Origin of the sequence: Streptomyces rhizoryzae, from assembly GCF_023155275.1 — a bacterium.
GTDB classification, from domain to species: Bacteria; Actinomycetota; Actinomycetes; order Streptomycetales; family Streptomycetaceae; genus Streptomyces; species Streptomyces rhizoryzae.
The window spans coordinates 52,351-70,166 of the sequence record NZ_JALMUV010000044.1; the positions used below are offsets into that span (position 1 = coordinate 52,351).

A 17,816-nucleotide genomic window follows, 5' to 3' on the forward strand; every position below is an offset into this window, starting at 1 on the left:
AGACATCACAGGACGACTTCACCAGACCGAGTCCCGCCTACCCGCGTTCACTGAATGGACCCTGCGTGCCCGCGACCCCTATGAATGTGCCGGAGCCGAGCCGTACCGACCCGGCGCTCCTCCGTAACTTCTGCATCATCGCGCACATCGACCACGGCAAGTCGACGCTCGCCGACCGGATGCTCCAGCTGACCGGTGTCGTCGACCAGCGGCAGATGCGCGCGCAGTACCTCGACCGCATGGACATCGAGCGCGAGCGCGGCATCACGATCAAGTCCCAGGCGGTCCGGCTGCCCTGGGCGCCGTCCGAGGGCGAAGAGAAAAGTGGGACCACCCACATCCTGAACATGATCGACACGCCGGGGCACGTCGACTTCACGTACGAGGTCTCGCGCTCGCTCGCCGCGTGCGAGGGGTGCATCCTCCTCGTCGACGCGGCCCAGGGCATCGAGGCGCAGACCCTCGCCAACCTCTACCTGGCGATGGAGAACGACCTCACGATCATCCCCGTCCTCAACAAGATCGACCTGCCGGCCGCGCAGCCCGAGAAGTTCGCCGCCGAGCTGGCGAACCTCGTCGGCTGCGAGCCGGAGGACGTCCTGAAGGTCTCCGCCAAGACCGGCGTCGGCGTGCCCGAGCTGCTGGACAAGGTCGTCCGCGAGGTGCCGGCGCCGGTCGGCGTCAAGGACGCGCCCGCCCGCGCGATGATCTTCGACTCGGTCTACGACGCGTACCGCGGTGTCGTGACGTACGTGAAGGTCGTGGACGGCACGCTCAGCAAGCGCGAGCGGATCAAGATGATGTCCACCGGCGCGGCGCACGAGCTGCTGGAGATCGGGACGAACTCGCCGGAGATGAAGCCGGCCGACGGCCTGTCCGTCGGCGAGGTGGGCTATCTGATCACCGGTGTGAAGGACGTCCGGCAGTCGAAGGTCGGCGACACGATCACCCAGCTCAGCAAGGGTGCCGAGGAGCCGCTGGGCGGCTACAAGGACCCCAAGCCGATGGTCTTCTCCGGCCTGTACCCGCTCGACGGCTCGGACTACCCCGAGCTGCGTGACGCGCTGGACAAGCTCCAGCTCAACGACGCCGCGCTGGTCTACGAGCCGGAGACCTCGGCGGCGCTGGGCTTCGGCTTCCGCGTCGGCTTCCTGGGGCTGCTGCACCTGGAGGTCATCCGGGAGCGGCTGGAGCGCGAGTTCGGGCTGGACCTGATCGCCACCGCGCCGAACGTGGTCTACCGCGTCGAGATGGAGGACGGCAGCGAGCACACCGTCACCAACCCGAGCGAGTTCCCCACCGGCAAGATCGACAAGGTGCACGAGCCGGTGGTGCGGGCCACGATCCTGGCGCCCAGCGAGTTCATCGGCGCGATCATGGAGCTGTGCCAGACCCGCCGCGGCTCGCTGCTGGGCATGGACTACCTCTCCGAGGACCGGGTCGAGATCCGCTACACCCTCCCGCTCGCCGAGGTCGTCTTCGACTTCTTCGACCAGCTGAAGTCCAAGACCCGCGGCTACGCCTCGCTCGACTACGAGCCCACCGGCGAGCAGACCTCCGACCTGGTCAAGGTCGACATCCTGCTGCACGGCGACAAGGTCGACGCGTTCTCCGCGATCACCCACAAGGACAAGGCGTACGCCTACGGCGTGCGGCTGGTCGCCAAGCTGCGCGAGCTGATCCCGCGGCAGAACTTCGAGGTGCCGATCCAGGCCGCCATCGGCAGCCGGGTCATCGCGCGTGAGACGGTCCGCGCCATCCGCAAGGACGTCCTCGCCAAGTGCTACGGCGGTGACATCTCGCGTAAGCGGAAGCTGCTGGAGAAGCAGAAGGAAGGCAAGAAGCGGATGAAGATGGTCGGCAGCGTGGAGGTGCCGCAGGAAGCCTTCATCGCGGTGCTGTCCTCGGACTCCGACGGCGATGCGAAGCCGAAGAAGTGAAGCAGTGAAGAAGTGAAGCAGTGAAGAAGTGCAGTGAAGTGAAGCAGTAGCGAGGCAGTCGGGAAGCAGGGCGGGGCCGGACCGGAGCGGTGCCGGCCGGGGTGGGGCGCCGGTTCCGCGGGGAACCGGCGCCCCGCGCCGTTCCCCCGTCCGTGCCTCCGGCCGGCCGGGCGTCACCGTGGCGGGTCAAGCGGATGCCATGTGCATCTATCGCCCGGGTCACATCATGAACCAGTCGGGTGCAGCCCCTTACGCGGCGGCGTCACGGGCTCTACCCTGATCACCTCGAAGGTTACTCGCGAGTCACCAGCAACGAAGCGGGCCCCGGAGGACGCCGTGACCGACACTCACCAGCTGATCGAAAGCCGGCCGCCCTCGGTGGCGACCCTCTTCCTGGAGCGGGTCGCGGCCACCCCCGGGAACGAGGCGTACCGCTACCCCGTCCCGCCCGCCACCGGCACCGGACCGGACGACTGGCGGGTGCTGACCTGGGCCGATGCCGCGGAGCGGGTCTTCGCCACGGCCGCCGGCCTGATCTCGCTGGGGGTGCGGGCCGAGGAGCGGGTGGCGCTGGCCGCGAACACCCGGGTGGAGTGGATCCTCGCCGACCTCGGCGTGCTGTGCTCCGGCGCCGCCACCACCACCGTCTACCCGTCCACCAACACCGAGGAGACCGCGTACATCCTGGCCGACTCCGGCAGCCGGGTGCTGATCGCGGAGGACGCCGCCCAGCTCGCCAAGGCCCGCGAGAAACGCGCCGAACTCCCCGACCTCGCGCACGTGGTCGTCATCGAGGAGGGCGACGCCAGACCCGCCGAGGACGACCCCGAGGGCTGGGTCCTCTCGCTCGCCGAACTGGAGAAGCGCGGCACCGCCTACCTGGAGCAGCACCCGGAGTGCGTCAAGGAGCGGGTCGCCGCGCTCCGTGCCGACCAGCTGGCGACGCTGATCTACACCTCCGGCACCACCGGCCGCCCCAAGGGCGTCCGGCTGCCGCACGACTGCTGGTCGTACATGGCGCGCGCCATCCAGGCCACGGGCCTGGTCACCGTCGACGACGTGCAGTACCTGTGGCTGCCGCTGGCGCACGTCTTCGGGAAGGTGCTGACCGCCGGACAGGTCTCGCTCGGGCACGTGATCGCGGTGGACGGCCGGGTCGACAAGATCATCGAGAATCTGCCGGTCGTCCGCCCGACCTACATGGCGGCCGTCCCGCGGATCTTCGAGAAGGTCTACAACGGGGTCGCTGCCAAGGCCCGGGAGGGCGGCGCCGCCAAGTACAAGATCTTCCAGTGGGCGGCCGGCGTGGCCCGCGAGTACGCCAAGACCTCCCAGGACAACTTCCGGCGCACCGGCAACGCCTCGGTGCCGTTCGCGCTCGCCGCCAAGCACAAGATCGCCGACGCGCTGGTGTACACCAAGCTGCGGGAGGCGTTCGGCGGCCGGCTGCGCGCCGCCATCTCCGGCTCCGCCGCGCTCGCCCCCGAGATCGGCTACTTCTTCTCCGGCGCCGGCATCCACATCCTGGAGGGCTACGGCCTGACGGAGTCCAGCGCCGCCAGCTTCGTCAACCCCGGCGAGGCGTACCGCACCGGCACGGTCGGCAAGCCGCTGCCCGGCACCGAGGTGCGGATCGCCGAGGACGGCGAGATCCTGCTGCGCGGCCCCGGCATCATGCAGGGCTACCACGGCCTGCCGGAGAAGACCGCCGAGGTGCTGGAGGAGGACGGCTGGTTCCACACCGGCGACATCGGCGAGCTGTCCCCGGACGGCTACCTGCGGATCACCGACCGCAAGAAGGACCTGATCAAGACCTCCGGCGGCAAGTACATCGCACCGGCCGAGGTGGAGGGCCAGTTCAAGGCGGTCTGCCCGTTCGTCTCCAACGTGCTGGTGCACGGCGCCAACCGGAACTTCTGCACCGCGCTGATCGCCCTGGACGAGCCGACCCTCCTCACATGGGCCGAGGAGCACGGCCTGGGCGGCCGCACGTACGCCGAACTGGTCGCCACCGACCAGGTCCGCGAGCTGGTCGACGGCTATGTCGAGCGGGTCAACGCCGGGCTCCAGCGCTGGCAGCAGATCCGCAAGTTCCGGCTGCTGCCGCGCGATCTGGACATCGAGCACGGGGAGGTCACCCCCAGCCTCAAGATCAAGCGGCCGGTGGTGGAGCGGGCGTTCAAGGACCTGCTCGACGAGATGTACGCCGGGGCGCGGGAGGCGTAGCGGCGGGGCGCCGCCGGCGGCCGGGGCGGAAGCGGAGGCTCCGCCGGCCGCCCGGGCCGTCGCCCTCGCCCGGCCCCCATTTTTCGCCCGACGGGTGGCCGGGCGGCTTCGCGCTGCCCGCCCGCGCCGCCGCGGGCCGGCCAACTTCCGTGCCGCGTCAGCCGAATTGACCCCTGTGACCACGCACTTCCGTGACTCACTGCTTATGTGCGGGCTCGTTCTGTCACTCTGGCGTTGGCGCACCCGGCGCCGTTGGGGAACTGCTCGGGAGTTGCTCAATGAGGACGACAACTTCGGCCGGACGGAACGAGCTTGCGGGGGCCGCCGCCCGCGCGGTGCGGACCACGCTGCCCGGCGACCCGCGGGCCGCGGCCGCCGCGCGGCGCTTCGTGCGGTCCGCCTTCGCGGACTGGACCGCGCGGCGGCTGCCCGGCGCCGACCGGCTCACCGACCGGCTGGCGGACGAAGCGGTGCTGCTGGTCAGCGAGTTGGTGACCAACGCGGTGGTGCACGCCGGCACCGGCGTCGAGCTGCTCTGCCGGCTCGACCCCGCCGAGGAGCCGGTGCCGCACTCCGCCGGCGGCCTGCCGGACGCGATCCCGGAGGGTTTCGGGGACACCGGCCCGGAGGGATTCAAGGGTTCCGGCCCGGACGCTCTCGGGGGCCGCGGCCCGGACCGCCCCGGAGTGCCCGCCCCCGCCGGCCCCGGGGCGCGCGGTCCCGCGGAGCCGCCCCGGCCCGGCCTCGTGGTCGAGGTCTCCGACCGGCACCCCACCCAGCCCGTCCGGGCCCGCCAGGAGGCCGGAGCCCGTGAGGACAGCGGCGCCTGCGAAGGCGGCGGCAACGGGCTGCGGCTGATCAGCGCGGTCGCCGAAGCCTGGGGCGTGACCTACCGGCGCGCCATGAAGACCGTGTGGTTCCGGCTGCCCGTCGGCGCCCCGGACACCGCCTGGCCGGAACCGGAAGCGGTGTACGGGGCGGAGGAAGCCGCCTACGGGGCGGACGGCGCGGTGTACGGGGCGGCCGACGCCTTCGACGAGCAGCTCTTCCGGCACGGCCTGCGGGCCTCCGAACTCCTCGCCCCGGTACCGCGCCGCACCGCCCCGCCCGGCGACCGCCCGGCAGCAGACCGCGGCGGCGTCGACCGCGGCGCGCTGTCCTTCCTGGCCGAGGCGTCCGACCTGCTCTCCGGCCAGCTCGACGCCGACCAGGTGGCCGCCCTGGCCGCCCAGCTGATCGTGCCCCGGCTCGCCGACTGGTGCGCGGTCTGGCTCCACGACGGCGACGGCGGCGCCCCCGGCCGCGGCCTCGGCGAGAGCGGCGCGGAACCGCGGCTGGCCCGGGTCTGGCACCGCCAGGAGGGCCGGATCGACGCGCTGCGCGCCGCGCTGGAGAAACAGCCCCCGGACCTCGCCGGCGGCGGCGCGGCCGGCGGCCGTCCGTTCCCGGTGCCCTGGCCCTGGCCGGCCGAGGGGCCCGGCCCCGAACCAGGGGGCGCGGCCCTGGTCTGCCCCCTGGTGGCGGGTGGGCGCCGGCTGGGCACCCTGCTGCTCGGCCGGGCCGGGCTGCGCCGCTACCCGGGCGAGGTGGTCACGCTCACCGAGGACCTGTGCCGCCGGGCCGCCCGCGCGGTGGCCACCGCCCGCGCCTACAGCCGCCAGGAACGCATCAGCCGGGTCCTCCAGCGGCGGCTGCTGCCCCAGGGGCGGGCCCAGGTGCCCGGCGTGGCGTCGGCGGTCGTCTACGAGCCGCGCGAGGGCGCCTGGGCCGGCGGTGACTTCTGGGACCTCTTCGAGGCCGGGGACGGCCGCTGGTGCTTCGCGCTCGGCGACGTCTGCGGCAGCGGGCCCGAGGCCGCCGCGGTCACCGGGCTGGCCCGGCCCGTACTGCGGCTGCTGGCCCGCGACGGCTTCGGCGTCGCCGAGGTCCTGGACCGGCTCAACAAGACCATGGCGCGGGAGGCCGCGGACTCGGTGGCGGCGGTCGCCGCGGCGGTGGCGGCGGCCGGCGCGGGCGCCGAGGCACCCGTGGAGATCCGCGAGGAGGGCGAGCAGGCCCGCTTCCTCTCGCTCCTCTACGGCGAGATCGTGCCCCACCGGGACGGCACCGGCGGCGCCCGCTGCACCCTGGCCAGCGCCGGCCACCCGCTCCCGCTGGTCCTCGGCGCGGACGGCTCCGTACGGGTCGTCGCGGCGCCGCAGATGCTGCTGGGCGTCGTCGAGGACGCGGCGTACGTCAGCGAATCCTTCGAACTCCGGCCGGGCGAGACGCTGCTGGGCGTCACCGACGGGGTGACCGAGCGCCGCTGCGGCGGGCGGCTCTTCGACGACGAGGACGGCCTGGCCGGCGCGCTCGCCGCGGCCGCCGGCCGGAGCGCCGAGGAGATCGCCGAGCACCTCCGCCGCACCGTGCACGCCTTCGCCCCGACCCCGCCGGACGACGACCTGGCCCTGATGGTCCTCCAGGCGGAGGGCGGGGGTCCATAGGGCACGCGGGCCCTGAGCGGGACGGGCGGCCCTTGGCGGCGCCCACCGGGCCCCGCCGCGCCACCCACCCGGAACCGGCATGCCCGCGGATGGCGGACAATGGACCCCATGCCTTCCGCACTGCCAGATGGTGAGCCGATGCCCGAGGACGGGGCGCTGCCCCGCCCTGCGCTGACCGGGGCCGCCGAGCGCCCCCTCGGCTTCTATCTGCACGTGCCGTACTGCGCCACCCGCTGCGGCTACTGCGACTTCAACACCTACACGGCCGGCGAGCTGCGCGGCCCCGGTGGCGCCCTGGCCTCCCGCGAGACCTACGCCGCCACCCTCGTCGAGGAGATCCGGCTCGCCCGCAAGGTCCTCGGCGACGACCCCCGCCCCGTACGGACGGTCTTCGTCGGCGGCGGCACCCCCACCCTGCTGCCCGCCGCCGATCTCGGCCGGGTGCTGGCCGCGCTGCGCGAGGAGTTCGGCCTGGCGCCCGGCGCCGAGATCACCACCGAGGCCAACCCGGAGACCGTCGACCCCCGCTACCTCGCCGACCTGCGCGCGGCCGGCTTCAACCGCGTCTCGTTCGGCATGCAGAGCGCCCGCCGGCACGTCCTGAAGATCCTCGACCGCACCCACACCCCGGGCCGCCCCGAAGCCTGTGTCGCCGAGGCCCGCGCGGCCGGTTTCGACCACGTCAACCTCGACCTCATCTACGGCACCCCCGGTGAGTCCGACGACGACTGGCGGGCCTCCCTGGAGGCCGCCACCGGCGCCGGCCCGGACCACATCTCCGCGTACGCACTGATCGTCGAGGAGGGCACCCAGCTGGCCCGCCGGATCCGCCGCGGCGAGATCCCGATGACCGACGACGACGTGCACGCCGACCGCTACCTGATCGCCGAGGAGCACCTCACCGCCGCCGGGTACTCCTGGTACGAGGTCTCCAACTGGGCCACCACCGAGGCCGCCCGCTGCCGCCACAACGAGCTGTACTGGACCGGTGCCGACTGGTGGGGCGCCGGGCCGGGCGCGCACAGCCACGTCGGCGGTGTCCGCTGGTGGAACGTCAAGCACCCCGCCGCGTACGCCCAGGCGCTCGCGGAGGGCCGTTCACCGGGCGCCGGCCGGGAGGTGCTGGCCGGGGAGGACCGCCGCGTCGAGCGGATCCTCCTGGAGCTCCGGCTCGCCGCCGGCTGCCCCCTGGACCTCCTCGCGCCCGCCGGCGCCCGGGCCGCCGCCCGCGCCCTGGCCGACGGCCTCCTGGAACGCGGCCCCTACGAGGCCGGACGCGCGGTCCTGACCCTCCGCGGCCGCCTCCTGGCCGACGCGGTCGTCCGCGACCTGGTGGACTGAGCGGGGCGCGGCGGGGCGGGGGCGACGGGTGTGGGGGCGGCCGGGGCCGTGAGCAAGGCCGGAGCCGGCCCGCCCACCGGAGCCGGCTCGCATGCGGGAGCCCGCCCGGGTGCCGGACCGGCCCGGGTGCCGGCGCCGAGCCCCACCGGCTCCCGCGTCCGCCCCGGTGTCAGTGGGTCAGCGGCCGTGACGCGCGGCCCGAGGCCGTGTCGATCTCGTCATGGGCCTTGGTCAGCAACTGCATCGCCAGGTCGTTGAGGGCCCTGGCCCCCGCGACCTCCTCGCCGACCCGGGGCTGATTCCCGTCGGCGGGGTGGCGGCTGGCGTAACCGTGGGACCGCACCTCGGTCCCGTCGGGCAGCCGTACCAGCGCGGCGGCCCGGGTGCGGTGGGTGTCCTCCTCGAATTCCAGCTCGACGTGCCATCCGACAGCGGTCTTCAACATGGCGGTCACCTCCGGAATCGCTGCTACCAGAGTGCGCTCACGACCGCCCGCGCACCACCGCCACCGCCCCCGCCGCCGAGGAGCACCACCGCCACCGGCCCCACCGCCGCCGGGACCCCTCTACTCCTCCCCCTCCCGCCTACTCGCCCTCCGGGGCCGTGACGAAGTCGATCAGTTCCTCGACCCGTCCCAGCAGCGCCGGCTCCAGGTCCTTGTACGACCGGACCCGCGACAGGATCCGCTGCCAGGCCGCCCCGGTGTTCTCCGGCCAGCCCAGCGCCCGGCACACCCCGGTCTTCCAGTCCTGACCGCGCGGTACCTCCGGCCACGCCGCGATCCCCACCGACGACGGCTTCACCGCCTGCCAGACGTCGATGTAGGGGTGGCCGACGACCAGTGCGTGCGCACCGGTCACCGCCGCCGCGATCCGGGACTCCTTCGAACCGGGGACGAGATGGTCCACCAGGACGCCGAGACGGGCGTCCGGCCCGGGCGCGAACGCCTCGACGATCGCCGGGAGGTCGTCGATGCCCTCCAGGTACTCCACGACCACGCCCTCGATCCGCAGGTCGTCGCCCCAGACCCGCTCCACCAACTCGGCGTCGTGCCGGCCCTCCACGTAGATGCGCCCGGCCCGGGCCACCCGGGCGCGCGCCCCGGGGACCGCGATCGAACCCGAGGCGGTACGCGCCGGCCCGCTCGGCTCCGGCCGGCTGCGCGGGCGCACGAGGGTCACGGCCCGGCCCTCCAGGAGGAAGCCGCGCGGCACCATCGGGAACACCCGCTGCTTGCCCAAGCGGTCCTCCAGGGTGACCGTCGGGCCCTCGGCGGTCTTCTCGCAGCGGATGACCGCCCCGCAGTAGCCCGTCGCCACCTCCTCCACGACCAGCCCCGGGTCGGCCGGCACCTCGGGCACCGGCTTCGGCTTCTTCCAGGGCGGAGTGAGGTCGGGACTGTACTGCCTGCTGCGCATGCGCTCTGCTTCCTTACGGACGGTACGGACGGTGCGGGAGGGACGGTGCGGGAGGCACGGTGCGGGAGGGATGGTGCGGAAGGGATGGTGCGGAAGGGATGGTGCGGAAGGGCCGGTGGAGACGGGCGGTGCGGGACGGAGGGTGCCGAGGGCGCGGCCGCCGTTCAGCCCCCGGCGCCCGGCGGCGGATCGGTGCCGAAGCGGGCGGCCAGGGCGTCGCGCTGGGCGCGGACGAAGCGGGCGTCGACCACCGCGCCGTGGCCCGGTACGTACACCGCGTCCTCGCCGCCCAGCTCCAGCAGCCGGTCCAGCGCCGCGGGCCAGCGGCGGGGCAGGGCGTCGGGGCCCGCCTGGGGCTCGCCGGACTCCTCCACCAGGTCGCCGCAGAAGACCACCTCCCGTTCGCCGGGGCCGCCGGGCACCAGGACGGCCAGGTCGTGCGCGGTGTGCCCGGGGCCGACGTTGGCCAGCAGCACCTCGCGGTCGCCGAGCCGGACGGTCAGCTGGCCGTGGACGTGGTGGTGCGGGGAGACGAGCAGGTCGGTGGCGTCCGCGGCGGCGTCGCGGTCCACACCGTGCCGCACCGCGTCGTGCCGCAGCGCGTCCTTGCCGTGCCGGAGGAGTTCACCCACCCCGGCCGCCCCGAAGACCTCCACGCCCGCGAAGGCGGCCGTCCCCAGGACGTGGTCGAAGTGCGGGTGGGTGAGCGCGATATGCGTCACATCGCGGCCGAGCACCGCGCGGACCGTCCGCCGCAGCTCCGCGCCGTCCCGGAGGGTGGGACCGGTGTCCACGAGCAGTACGCCGCCGGACCCGGCGACCACCCCGATCGTCTCGTCCCAGCCGGGCATCCGGCGGCGGGCCACCCCGGCGCCGAGCCGTTCCCAGCCCGCTTCTTCCCACGTGGTGCGCATACCGAGAAGCTAGCGTCCCCGCGATAGCGTTGCCCGGCAGCCGGCGGAAACGGCGCCCGGCGGCTCCCCGCGGCACCCCGGGACGCGCCCGGCGGCGGGCCCGGACGGGGTCGCCCGCGGCGCCGGTGGGTAAGTCATCGGTACGCCCGCCCTTGCCGCATCCGAGCCGCCCGGCCGTACACTGGCTGGGTCTGGCACTCGGACCGTGTGAGTGCCAGGAGAAGCTGACGACGCGGCGGGACGGCCGACTGGAGGTGCGCGGGATGCTCAGTGAACGCAGGCTCGAAGTGCTGCGCGCCATCGTCCAGGACTACGTCGGGACCGAGGAGCCGGTCGGCTCCAAGGCCCTCACCGAGCGGCACAAGCTCGGCGTCTCCCCGGCCACCGTCCGCAACGACATGGCCGCCCTGGAGGACGAGGGCTACATCGCCCAGCCGCACACCAGCGCCGGCCGGATCCCCACCGACAAGGGCTACCGCCTCTTCGTCGACAAGCTCGCCGGCGTCAAGCCGCTGTCCGTCCCCGAGCGGCGCGCGATCCAGAACTTCCTCGACGGCGCCGTCGACCTGGACGACGTGGTGGGGCGCACGGTGCGGCTGCTGGCGCAGCTGACCCGGCAGGTCGCCGTGGTGCAGTACCCCTCCCTGACCCGGTCCACGGTCCGGCACGTCGAGCTGCTGGCGCTGGCCCCGGCGCGGCTGATGCTGGTGCTGATCACCGACACCGGGCGGGTCGAGCAGCGGCTGGTCGACTGCCAGACGCCGTTCGGCGAGACGTCCCTGGCGGACCTGCGGGCCCGGCTCAACAGCCGGGTCGTCGGCCGCCGTTTCACGGACGTGCCGCAACTGGTGCAGGATCTTCCGGAATCCTTCGAACAGGACGACCGGGCCACCGTCTCGACAGTACTGTCGGTGTTGCTGGAGACTCTGGTGGAGGAGACCGAAGAGCGGCTGATGATCGGCGGCACCGCCAATCTCACGCGCTTCGGGCATGATTTCCCCCTGACCATCCGGCCGGTGCTGGAAGCCCTTGAGGAGCACGTCGTGCTGCTCAAGCTGCTGGGGGAGGCCAAGGACTCGGGCATGACCGTACGGATCGGGCATGAGAATGCTCACGAGGGCCTGACGTCCACCTCGGTCGTCACCGTCGGCTACGGTTCGGGCGACGAAGCCGTCGCGAAATTGGGCGTGGTCGGACCGACCCGCATGGACTACCCCGGAACGATGGGAGCGGTACGCGCAGTGGCACGTTACGTCGGACAGATCCTCGCGGAGTCGTAAGTGGCCACGGATTACTACTCGGTCCTCGGTGTCAGCCGGGACGCCTCGCAGGACCAGATCAAGAAGGCTTTCCGCCGGCTGGCCCGCGAGCTGCACCCGGACGTCAATCCGGACCCCAAGACGCAGGAGCGGTTCAAGGAGATCAACGCCGCCTACGAGGTGCTGTCGGACCCGCAGAAGAAGCAGGTCTACGACCTCGGCGGCGACCCGCTCTCGCAGACCGGCGGGGCCGGCGGCGCGGGCGGCTTCGGCGCCGGCTTCGGCAACTTCTCCGACATCATGGACGCGTTCTTCGGCACCGCCTCGCAGCGCGGGCCGCGTTCGCGCACCCGGCGCGGCCAGGACGCCATGATCCGCCTCGACGTGGAGCTGAGCGAGGCCGCGTTCGGCACGACCAAGGACATCCAGGTCGACACCGCCGTGGTCTGCACCACGTGCAGCGGCGAGGGCGCGGCGCCGGGCACCTCGGCGCAGACCTGCGACATGTGCCGCGGCCGCGGTGAGGTCTCGCAGGTCACCCGGTCCTTCCTCGGCCAGGTCATGACCTCCCGGCCCTGCCCGCAGTGCCAGGGCTTCGGCACGGTCGTCCCGACGCCCTGCCCGGAGTGCGCGGGCGACGGGCGGATCCGCTCCCGCCGCACCCTGACGGTCAAGATCCCGGCCGGTGTCGACAACGGCACCCGGATCCAGCTGGCCGGCGAGGGCGAGGTCGGCCCCGGCGGCGGCCCGGCCGGCGACCTCTACGTGGAGATCCACGAGCTGTCCCACCCGGTGTTCCAGCGGCGCGGCGACGATCTGCACTGCACGGTCACCATCCCGATGACGGCGGCGGCGCTGGGCACCAAGTGCCCGCTGGAGACGCTGGACGGCATGGAGGAGGTCGACGTCCGGCCCGGCACCCAGTCCGGCCAGTCGATCCCGCTGCACGGCCGCGGTGTGACGCACCTGCGCGGCAACGGCCGCGGCGACCTGATCGTCCACGTCGAGGTGCAGACGCCCACCAAGCTCGAGCCCGAGCAGGAGGAGCTGCTGCGCCGGCTCGCCAAGCTCCGCGGCGAGGAGCGCCCCCAGGGCCAGTTCCAGCCGGGCCAGCAGGGGCTGTTCTCGCGGCTGAAGGACGCGTTCAACGGGCGGTAGCGCCCGGCCGGGGCCCGGGGGCCCGTCCCCCGGACGCCTTCCACGCGGGGGCGACGCCGGCGGCGGGGCCGGGCCGGGGACGTCCCCGGCCCGGCCCCGCCCCGTTTCGGGGCGGAGCGCCGGGCGTGACACGATGTGGGCATGCCCACCGCGCTCACCGATCTGTGCCGCTACCCCATCGTGCAGGCCCCGATGGCGGGCGGCGGCTCGGGACCCGAGCTGGCCGCCGCCGTCTGCGAGGCCGGCGGCCTCGGCTTCCTGGCCGCCGGATACAAGACCGCCGACGGCATGTACCAAGAGATCAAACGGCTGCGCGGGCTGACCGGCCGGCCCTTCGGCGTCAACCTCTTCATGCCGCAGCCGCCGCTGGCCGACACCTCCGCCGTCGAGGTCTACCGCGAGCAGCTGGCCGGCGAGGCCGCCTGGTACGACACCGAACTGGGCGACATCGACGGGCCCAGCGACGACGGCTACGAGGCCAAGGTCGCCATCCTCCGCGACGACCCGGTCCCGCTGGTCTCCTTCACCTTCGGCTGCCCCACCCGCGCGGTCCTCGGCGCGTTCGCCGAGCTCGGCACGTACACCGTCGTCACCGTCACCACCGCCGCCGAGGCGCAGGACGCCCAGCAGGCGGGCGCGGACGCGGTGTGCGTGCAGGGCGTGGAGGCCGGCGGCCACCAGGGCACCCACCGGGACGATCCGCACGCCGACGGCTCCGGCGCGGGGCTCGGGCTGCTGGCGCTGATCGGGCAGGTCCGGGAGGCCGTGCGGATCCCGGTGATCGCCGCCGGCGGGCTGATGCGCGGCGCGCAGATCGCCGCGGTGCTGGCCGCCGGGGCGTCGATGGCCCAGCTGGGCACCGCGTTCCTGGCGACCCCGGAGTCCGGCGCCACCCCGCTGCACAAGCAGGCGCTGACCAACCCCCTCTACACGCACACCGAGTTGACCCGGGCGTTCTCCGGGCGGCCGGCCCGCGGGCTGGTGAACCGCTTCCTGCGGGAGCACGGCCCGTACGCCCCGGCCGCCTACCCCGCGGTGCACTACCTCACCTCCCCGGTCCGCAAGGCCGCCGCCAAGGCGGGCGACGCGCAGGGCCTCAACCTCTGGGCGGGGCAGGGGCACCGGCTGGCGCGGGAGCTGCCCGCCGGGCAGCTGGTGGCGGTGCTGGCGGCCGAACTGGACGCCGCCCGCGCCGCGTTGGCGCCCGCCGGCCCGGGCCGCGGGGCGGGGGAGGCGGGATGACCGCGCCCGTCTTCCTCGTCGAGACGCTCACCGGCGTACGGGCCGGGGGCACGCTGGTCCTGGACGGCCCCGAGGGGCGCCACGCGGTATCGGTGCGGCGGCTGCGGGTGGGTGAGGAGATCGTGCTGACCGACGGCTCCGGGACCGGCGCCCAGGGCACCGTCGCCGCCGTCGAGGGCAAGGACCGGCTGACCGTCGCCGTCACCGGACTGCGCACCGAGGCACCGCCGTCGCCCACCCTCACCGTCGTCCAGGCCCTCCCCAAGGGCGACCGCGGCGAGCTGGCCGTGGAGACCATGACGGAGACCGGGGTGGACGCCATCGTGCCGTGGCCGGCGGCGCGCTGCGTGACCCGGTGGAAGGGCGAGCGGGCCGCGAAGTCGCTGGCCAAGTGGCGGGCCACGGCCCGGGAGGCGGGCAAGCAGTCGCGCCGCCTGACATTCCCGCAGATCGCCGACCCGCTGACGACCGAGCAGGTCGCCGCCCTGCTCGCGGACGCCGACTTCGCCGCCGTCCTCCACGAGGAGGGCAGCACCCCGCTCGCCACCGCCGAACTCCCCGCCGCCGGCTCGATCGTGCTGGTCGTCGGCCCCGAGGGCGGGATCGCGCCGGAGGAGCTGGCGCTCTTCGCGGAGGCCGGCGCCAAGCCGTACCGCCTGGGCGCGTCCGTGCTGCGGACCTCCACGGCCGGCACCGCGGCCACCGCCCTCCTCCTGGGCCGCACGGGCCGCTGGAGCTGAGCGGGCCGGGGCCGGGCGCGCGACGCCGGCCGGACCGGGCGGCCCGGCCGGCGCGGAGGCGGCCGGTCGTCCGGGGCGGCCGCGGCCGCCCCGGCGCGCCGTCAGGCCAGCAGTTCGGCGTGCAGCGTGATGTTCTTGACGCCCGCCAGCGCCTGGCTGACCGGGCAGTTCTGCTTGGCGTCCTCGGCCGCGGCCCGGAAGTCCTCCTCCGACAGGCCCGGGACCCGGGCCTTGACCGTCAGCACGATGCCGGTGATGCCCTCGCCCGGCTGGAACGTGACGTCGGCGCGGGTGTCGACGCTCTCCACGGTGTGGCCCTTCCCGGCCAGGCCGTGCGAGAAGGCCATGGAGTAGCAGGACGAGTGGGCCGCGGCGATCAGCTCCTCGGGGCTGGTCTTCCCGCCCGGCTCCTCCGCGCGGGCGGGCCAGCTCACCTCGTAGCTGCCGGCGTTGGAGGAGGTGAGGGCGACGGAGCCCTTGCCCTGTAGGAGGTTGCCTTCCCAGTGGGTGGCGGCGGTGCGCGTGGTTGCCATGGTGCATAACTCCCGTTTGTGGGGCCGATGCGGTCTGAGCGCACAGCTTAGGTCCGCCCGGCCGCGAACCGTCGGACCGCCCGGACCGCCCGGACCGCCCCGGACCGGCCCCCGGGGCGCCCGGCGGTGATCGGCTAGCATCCGGAGGGCGTACGCACGGTGCGTACGGCGCATGCCGCGCGACCCGGGAGGAGCCCACCGGTGGCGGGAGAACCGCAGGCCGACTGCCTGTTCTGCAAGATCGTGGCGGGGGAGGTGCCGGCGACGATCGTCCGCGAGACCGAGACCACCGTCGCCTTCCGCGACATCAACCCCCAGGCGCCGACGCACGTCCTGATCATCCCCAAGGTCCATCACCCCGACGCCGCGTCGCTCGCCGCCGCCGAGCCGAAGGTGATCGCCGACATACTGTGCGAGTCCCGCGCGGTCGCGGCCGCCGAGCAGATCGAGGAGACCGGCTACCGGGTCGTCTTCAACACCGGCGCCGGCGCCGGCCAGACCGTCTTCCACGCCCACCTGCACGTCCTCGGGGGCCGCGGCCTCCAGTGGCCCCCCGGGTAGCGAACCATGTCGGTACGCGAACTGGTCGTCCTCGGGACCGCCAGCCAGGTCCCCACCCGGCACCGCAACCACAACGGCTATCTGCTGCGGTGGGACGGCCAGGGGCTGCTCTTCGACCCCGGCGAGGGCACCCAGCGCCAGATGCTGCGGGCCGGGGTCGCCGCCCACGACATCGACCGGATCTGCATCACCCACTTCCACGGCGACCACTCGCTGGGCCTGGCCGGGGTGATCCAGCGGATCAACCTCGACCGGGTGCCGCACCCGGTCACCGCCCACTACCCGGCCAGCGGCGAGCGGTTCTTCGAGCGGCTGCGCTACGCCACCGCCTACCGCGAGACGGTCCGGATCACCCAGCGCCCGGTGGCCGCCGACGGCGAACTGGACCGCGCGGGGGGCTACGTCCTCCAGGCGCGCCGGCTCTCGCACCCCGTCGAGTCGTACGGCTACCGCCTCACCGAGCCGGACGGCCGGCGGATGCTGCCCGAACGGCTCGCCGCCCACGGGATCACCGGCCCGGACATCGGCCGCCTCCAGCGGGAGGGCGTACTGGACGGCGTCACCCTGGACGAGGTCAGCGAGGTGCGGCCCGGCCAGAGCTTCGCGTTCGTCATGGACACCCGGCTGTGCGAGGGGGTGCACGCGCTCGCGGCGGGCGTGGACATGCTGGTGATCGAGTCGACGTTCCTCGACGACGACCGCCACCTGGCCGAGGAGCACGGCCATCTGACGGCCGGTCAGGCGGCCGGGGTGGCCGCCGCGGCCGGGGTCCGGCACCTGGTGCTGACGCACTTCTCGCAGCGCTACGCCGACCCCGCGGACTTCGAACGGCAGGCCCGCGCGGCCGGCTTCACCGGCGAACTGACCATCGCCCGGGACCTGATGCGGGTACCGCTGCCCAAGCGACGCTGAGCGGCCCCGGCGCACCGGAGGAGCCCCGGCCCGCGGCCGGCGCTGGCTCCCTACGGCAGGTAGTACATCGGGTTCGGCAGCTTGAAGGTGCGCGCCGCCGCGCCGCCCTCCAGGTCGCTGTACTGGTCGCCGAAGTTGGCGACGACGCGGTAGCCGAGCGACTCGATGTGCTTGCGGGTGCCCGACTTGAAGCCGATCGTCGAACAGGTCGTGCCGCACGGCAGGTAGGCCGGCGGGTGCTCCTTGTCCCGCAGGTAGACGTGGGTGCGGTCCAGCGGGACGTCGTAGCCGACGTTCTTGAGGTTGCGCACGCTCCAGTCGCGCTGCGCCTCCTTGCGGCCGGTCAGGAAGAAGACCTCGGCGCCCTTGGAGTGCGCCCAGTTGACCAGGTCGTTCATGCCGAAGACCGCGGCCATGTCGGTGTGCTCCAGGTAGTCGTCCTGGGACTTCGGGGTGAAGTTGAAGCCGACCTTCAGCTCGTAGTTGTAGGTCAGCAGGGTCGTGTCGTCCATGTCCAGGACGATGGCGGGCTTGGCCTTCCCGCCCTTCTTGGCCAGCGCGCCGGCCAGGTAGGTGCGCGCCTTGGCCTCGATGCCGCGGACCTGGCGGGCGTAGTTGCTCTGCGGCGAGGCGTAGTGCTCGCCGTCGGCGGTCACCGTGTCGCCGTAGTACGCCTTGATCTTGTCCTCGACCTGCGTGAGGTTGGGGATCTCCTTGTCGGTGCGCGGCACGGCGTGCTCGGCGGTGGCCTGGCCGGCGGCGAACAGCGTGCTGCCGGCGACGAGAGCGGCGGCCACCGCTCCACCCAGGCGGGCGCGTCGGGAGAGGGCGGGACGGGGCATGCGCGGCTCCTTGGCAGGGGTCGTGGAGTGTTCCGGGTAGGTGTAACAGACGAGGTGCGGCGGTATCTACGCGCGGAGATTAAAGGGTTCGTAAACTTGCCCGCGAGGGGTTTGTCCAACTGGGGGCGGTGGCGCGGCCCTTGGCGACGGGCGACGGGCGACGGGCGACGGGCGACGGGCGACGGGCGACGGGCGACGGGCGACGGGCGACGGGCGACGGGCGACGGGCGACGGGCGACGGGCG

At 73.8% G+C, this 17,816-nt stretch carries 15 protein-coding genes; 10 read left to right on the plus strand and 5 right to left on the minus strand.

Annotated elements, in window-relative coordinates; genetic code table 11:
* Positions 1 to 65: 65 nt before the first annotated feature.
* The 4 genes from lepA (at position 66) to hemW (ending at position 7,993) form a co-directional block, all read left to right on the plus strand.
* A complete protein-coding gene (gene lepA, locus MUU72_RS28185) occupies positions 66 to 1,940 on the plus strand; it encodes a translation elongation factor 4 (RefSeq protein WP_308403882.1) in 1,875 nt (624 codons plus the stop codon).
* Positions 1,941 to 2,276: 336 nt separating this feature from the next.
* Positions 2,277 to 4,166 (plus strand): AMP-dependent synthetase/ligase, encoded by a 1,890-nt coding sequence (locus MUU72_RS28190; RefSeq protein WP_248016228.1) that lies wholly within the window; start codon positions 2,277 to 2,279, stop codon positions 4,164 to 4,166.
* A 278-nt stretch (positions 4,167 to 4,444) separates the two neighbouring features.
* Positions 4,445 to 6,652 (plus strand): ATP-binding SpoIIE family protein phosphatase, encoded by a 2,208-nt coding sequence (locus MUU72_RS28195; protein ID WP_248016229.1) that lies wholly within the window; start codon positions 4,445 to 4,447, stop codon positions 6,650 to 6,652.
* Between the two features lie 108 nt (positions 6,653 to 6,760).
* A complete protein-coding gene (hemW, locus tag MUU72_RS28200) occupies positions 6,761 to 7,993 on the plus strand; it encodes a radical SAM family heme chaperone HemW (protein WP_248016230.1) in 1,233 nt (410 codons plus the stop codon).
* Positions 7,994 to 8,162: 169 nt separating this feature from the next.
* Here the strand turns inward: hemW and MUU72_RS28205 are convergent, their stop codons facing one another.
* The 3 genes from MUU72_RS28205 to MUU72_RS28215 all read right to left on the minus strand — a co-directional run bounded on the left by MUU72_RS28205 (position 8,163) and on the right by MUU72_RS28215 (position 10,325).
* The gene (locus tag MUU72_RS28205) at positions 8,163 to 8,438 is read right to left on the minus strand and encodes a DUF1876 domain-containing protein (RefSeq protein WP_248016231.1); all 276 of its coding nucleotides are present in this window, start codon (positions 8,436 to 8,438) and stop codon (positions 8,163 to 8,165) included.
* A 139-nt stretch (positions 8,439 to 8,577) separates the two neighbouring features.
* Positions 8,578 to 9,411 carry a DUF3097 domain-containing protein gene (locus MUU72_RS28210; protein WP_248016232.1) on the minus strand — a complete coding sequence of 278 codons (834 nt, stop codon included), beginning with the start codon at positions 9,409 to 9,411 and terminating at the stop codon, positions 8,578 to 8,580.
* 164 nt (positions 9,412 to 9,575) lie between these two features.
* The gene (locus tag MUU72_RS28215) at positions 9,576 to 10,325 is read right to left on the minus strand and encodes an MBL fold metallo-hydrolase (protein ID WP_248016233.1); all 750 of its coding nucleotides are present in this window, start codon (positions 10,323 to 10,325) and stop codon (positions 9,576 to 9,578) included.
* A gap of 263 nt (positions 10,326 to 10,588) precedes the next feature.
* Between MUU72_RS28215 and hrcA the strand changes: the two genes are divergently transcribed.
* From hrcA to MUU72_RS28235, 4 genes are all read left to right on the plus strand, one after another.
* Entirely contained in the window at positions 10,589 to 11,605 is a 1,017-nt protein-coding gene (gene hrcA, locus MUU72_RS28220; RefSeq protein WP_248016234.1) for a heat-inducible transcriptional repressor HrcA, read from the plus strand.
* The gene (dnaJ, locus tag MUU72_RS28225) at positions 11,606 to 12,742 is read left to right on the plus strand and encodes a molecular chaperone DnaJ (protein WP_248016235.1); all 1,137 of its coding nucleotides are present in this window, start codon (positions 11,606 to 11,608) and stop codon (positions 12,740 to 12,742) included.
* A gap of 141 nt (positions 12,743 to 12,883) precedes the next feature.
* Entirely contained in the window at positions 12,884 to 13,984 is a 1,101-nt protein-coding gene (locus tag MUU72_RS28230) for a nitronate monooxygenase (protein WP_248016236.1), read from the plus strand.
* Complete coding sequence (locus tag MUU72_RS28235; protein WP_248016237.1) at positions 13,981 to 14,724, plus strand: 16S rRNA (uracil(1498)-N(3))-methyltransferase; 744 nt, start codon at positions 13,981 to 13,983, stop codon at positions 14,722 to 14,724. Before MUU72_RS28230 ends, MUU72_RS28235 begins: the two co-directional genes overlap by 4 nt.
* Before the next feature lie 101 nt (positions 14,725 to 14,825).
* Here MUU72_RS28235 and MUU72_RS28240 read toward each other — a convergent pair whose 3' ends face one another.
* The gene (locus tag MUU72_RS28240) at positions 14,826 to 15,257 is read right to left on the minus strand and encodes an OsmC family protein (protein ID WP_248016238.1); all 432 of its coding nucleotides are present in this window, start codon (positions 15,255 to 15,257) and stop codon (positions 14,826 to 14,828) included.
* 201 nt (positions 15,258 to 15,458) lie between these two features.
* Between MUU72_RS28240 and MUU72_RS28245 the strand changes: the two genes are divergently transcribed.
* On the plus strand, positions 15,459 to 15,818 hold the full coding sequence (locus MUU72_RS28245; protein WP_248016239.1) for a histidine triad nucleotide-binding protein: 360 nt from the start codon (positions 15,459 to 15,461) through the stop codon (positions 15,816 to 15,818).
* Positions 15,819 to 15,824: 6 nt separating this feature from the next.
* Positions 15,825 to 16,730, plus strand: a complete 906-nt coding sequence (locus MUU72_RS28250) for a ribonuclease Z (protein WP_248016240.1) — start codon at positions 15,825 to 15,827, stop codon at positions 16,728 to 16,730.
* A 50-nt stretch (positions 16,731 to 16,780) separates the two neighbouring features.
* On the opposite strand, the gene MUU72_RS28255 is transcribed toward MUU72_RS28250, so the two are convergent.
* Entirely contained in the window at positions 16,781 to 17,572 is a 792-nt protein-coding gene (locus MUU72_RS28255) for an HAD family acid phosphatase (RefSeq protein WP_248016241.1), read from the minus strand.
* Between the last annotated feature and the right edge of the window lie 244 nt (positions 17,573 to 17,816).

Bases quoted from the DNA above. Each gene is read 5' to 3' on its own strand.
- MUU72_RS28195 (WP_248016229.1), top strand. From the start codon at position 4,445: ATGAGGACGACAACTTCGGCCGGACGGAACGAGCTTGCGGGGGCCGCC.
- hemW (WP_248016230.1), top strand. From the start codon at position 6,761: ATGCCTTCCGCACTGCCAGATGGTGAGCCGATGCCCGAGGACGGGGCG.
- MUU72_RS28205 (WP_248016231.1), bottom strand. From the start codon at position 8,438: ATGTTGAAGACCGCTGTCGGATGGCACGTCGAGCTGGAATTCGAGGAG.
- MUU72_RS28210 (WP_248016232.1), bottom strand. From the start codon at position 9,411: ATGCGCAGCAGGCAGTACAGTCCCGACCTCACTCCGCCCTGGAAGAAG.
- MUU72_RS28215 (WP_248016233.1), bottom strand. From the start codon at position 10,325: ATGCGCACCACGTGGGAAGAAGCGGGCTGGGAACGGCTCGGCGCCGGG.
- hrcA (WP_248016234.1), top strand. From the start codon at position 10,589: ATGCTCAGTGAACGCAGGCTCGAAGTGCTGCGCGCCATCGTCCAGGAC.
- MUU72_RS28230 (WP_248016236.1), top strand. From the start codon at position 12,884: ATGCCCACCGCGCTCACCGATCTGTGCCGCTACCCCATCGTGCAGGCC.
- MUU72_RS28235 (WP_248016237.1), top strand. From the start codon at position 13,981: ATGACCGCGCCCGTCTTCCTCGTCGAGACGCTCACCGGCGTACGGGCC.
- MUU72_RS28240 (WP_248016238.1), bottom strand. From the start codon at position 15,257: ATGGCAACCACGCGCACCGCCGCCACCCACTGGGAAGGCAACCTCCTA.
- MUU72_RS28250 (WP_248016240.1), top strand. From the start codon at position 15,825: ATGTCGGTACGCGAACTGGTCGTCCTCGGGACCGCCAGCCAGGTCCCC.
- MUU72_RS28255 (WP_248016241.1), bottom strand. From the start codon at position 17,572: ATGCCCCGTCCCGCCCTCTCCCGACGCGCCCGCCTGGGTGGAGCGGTG.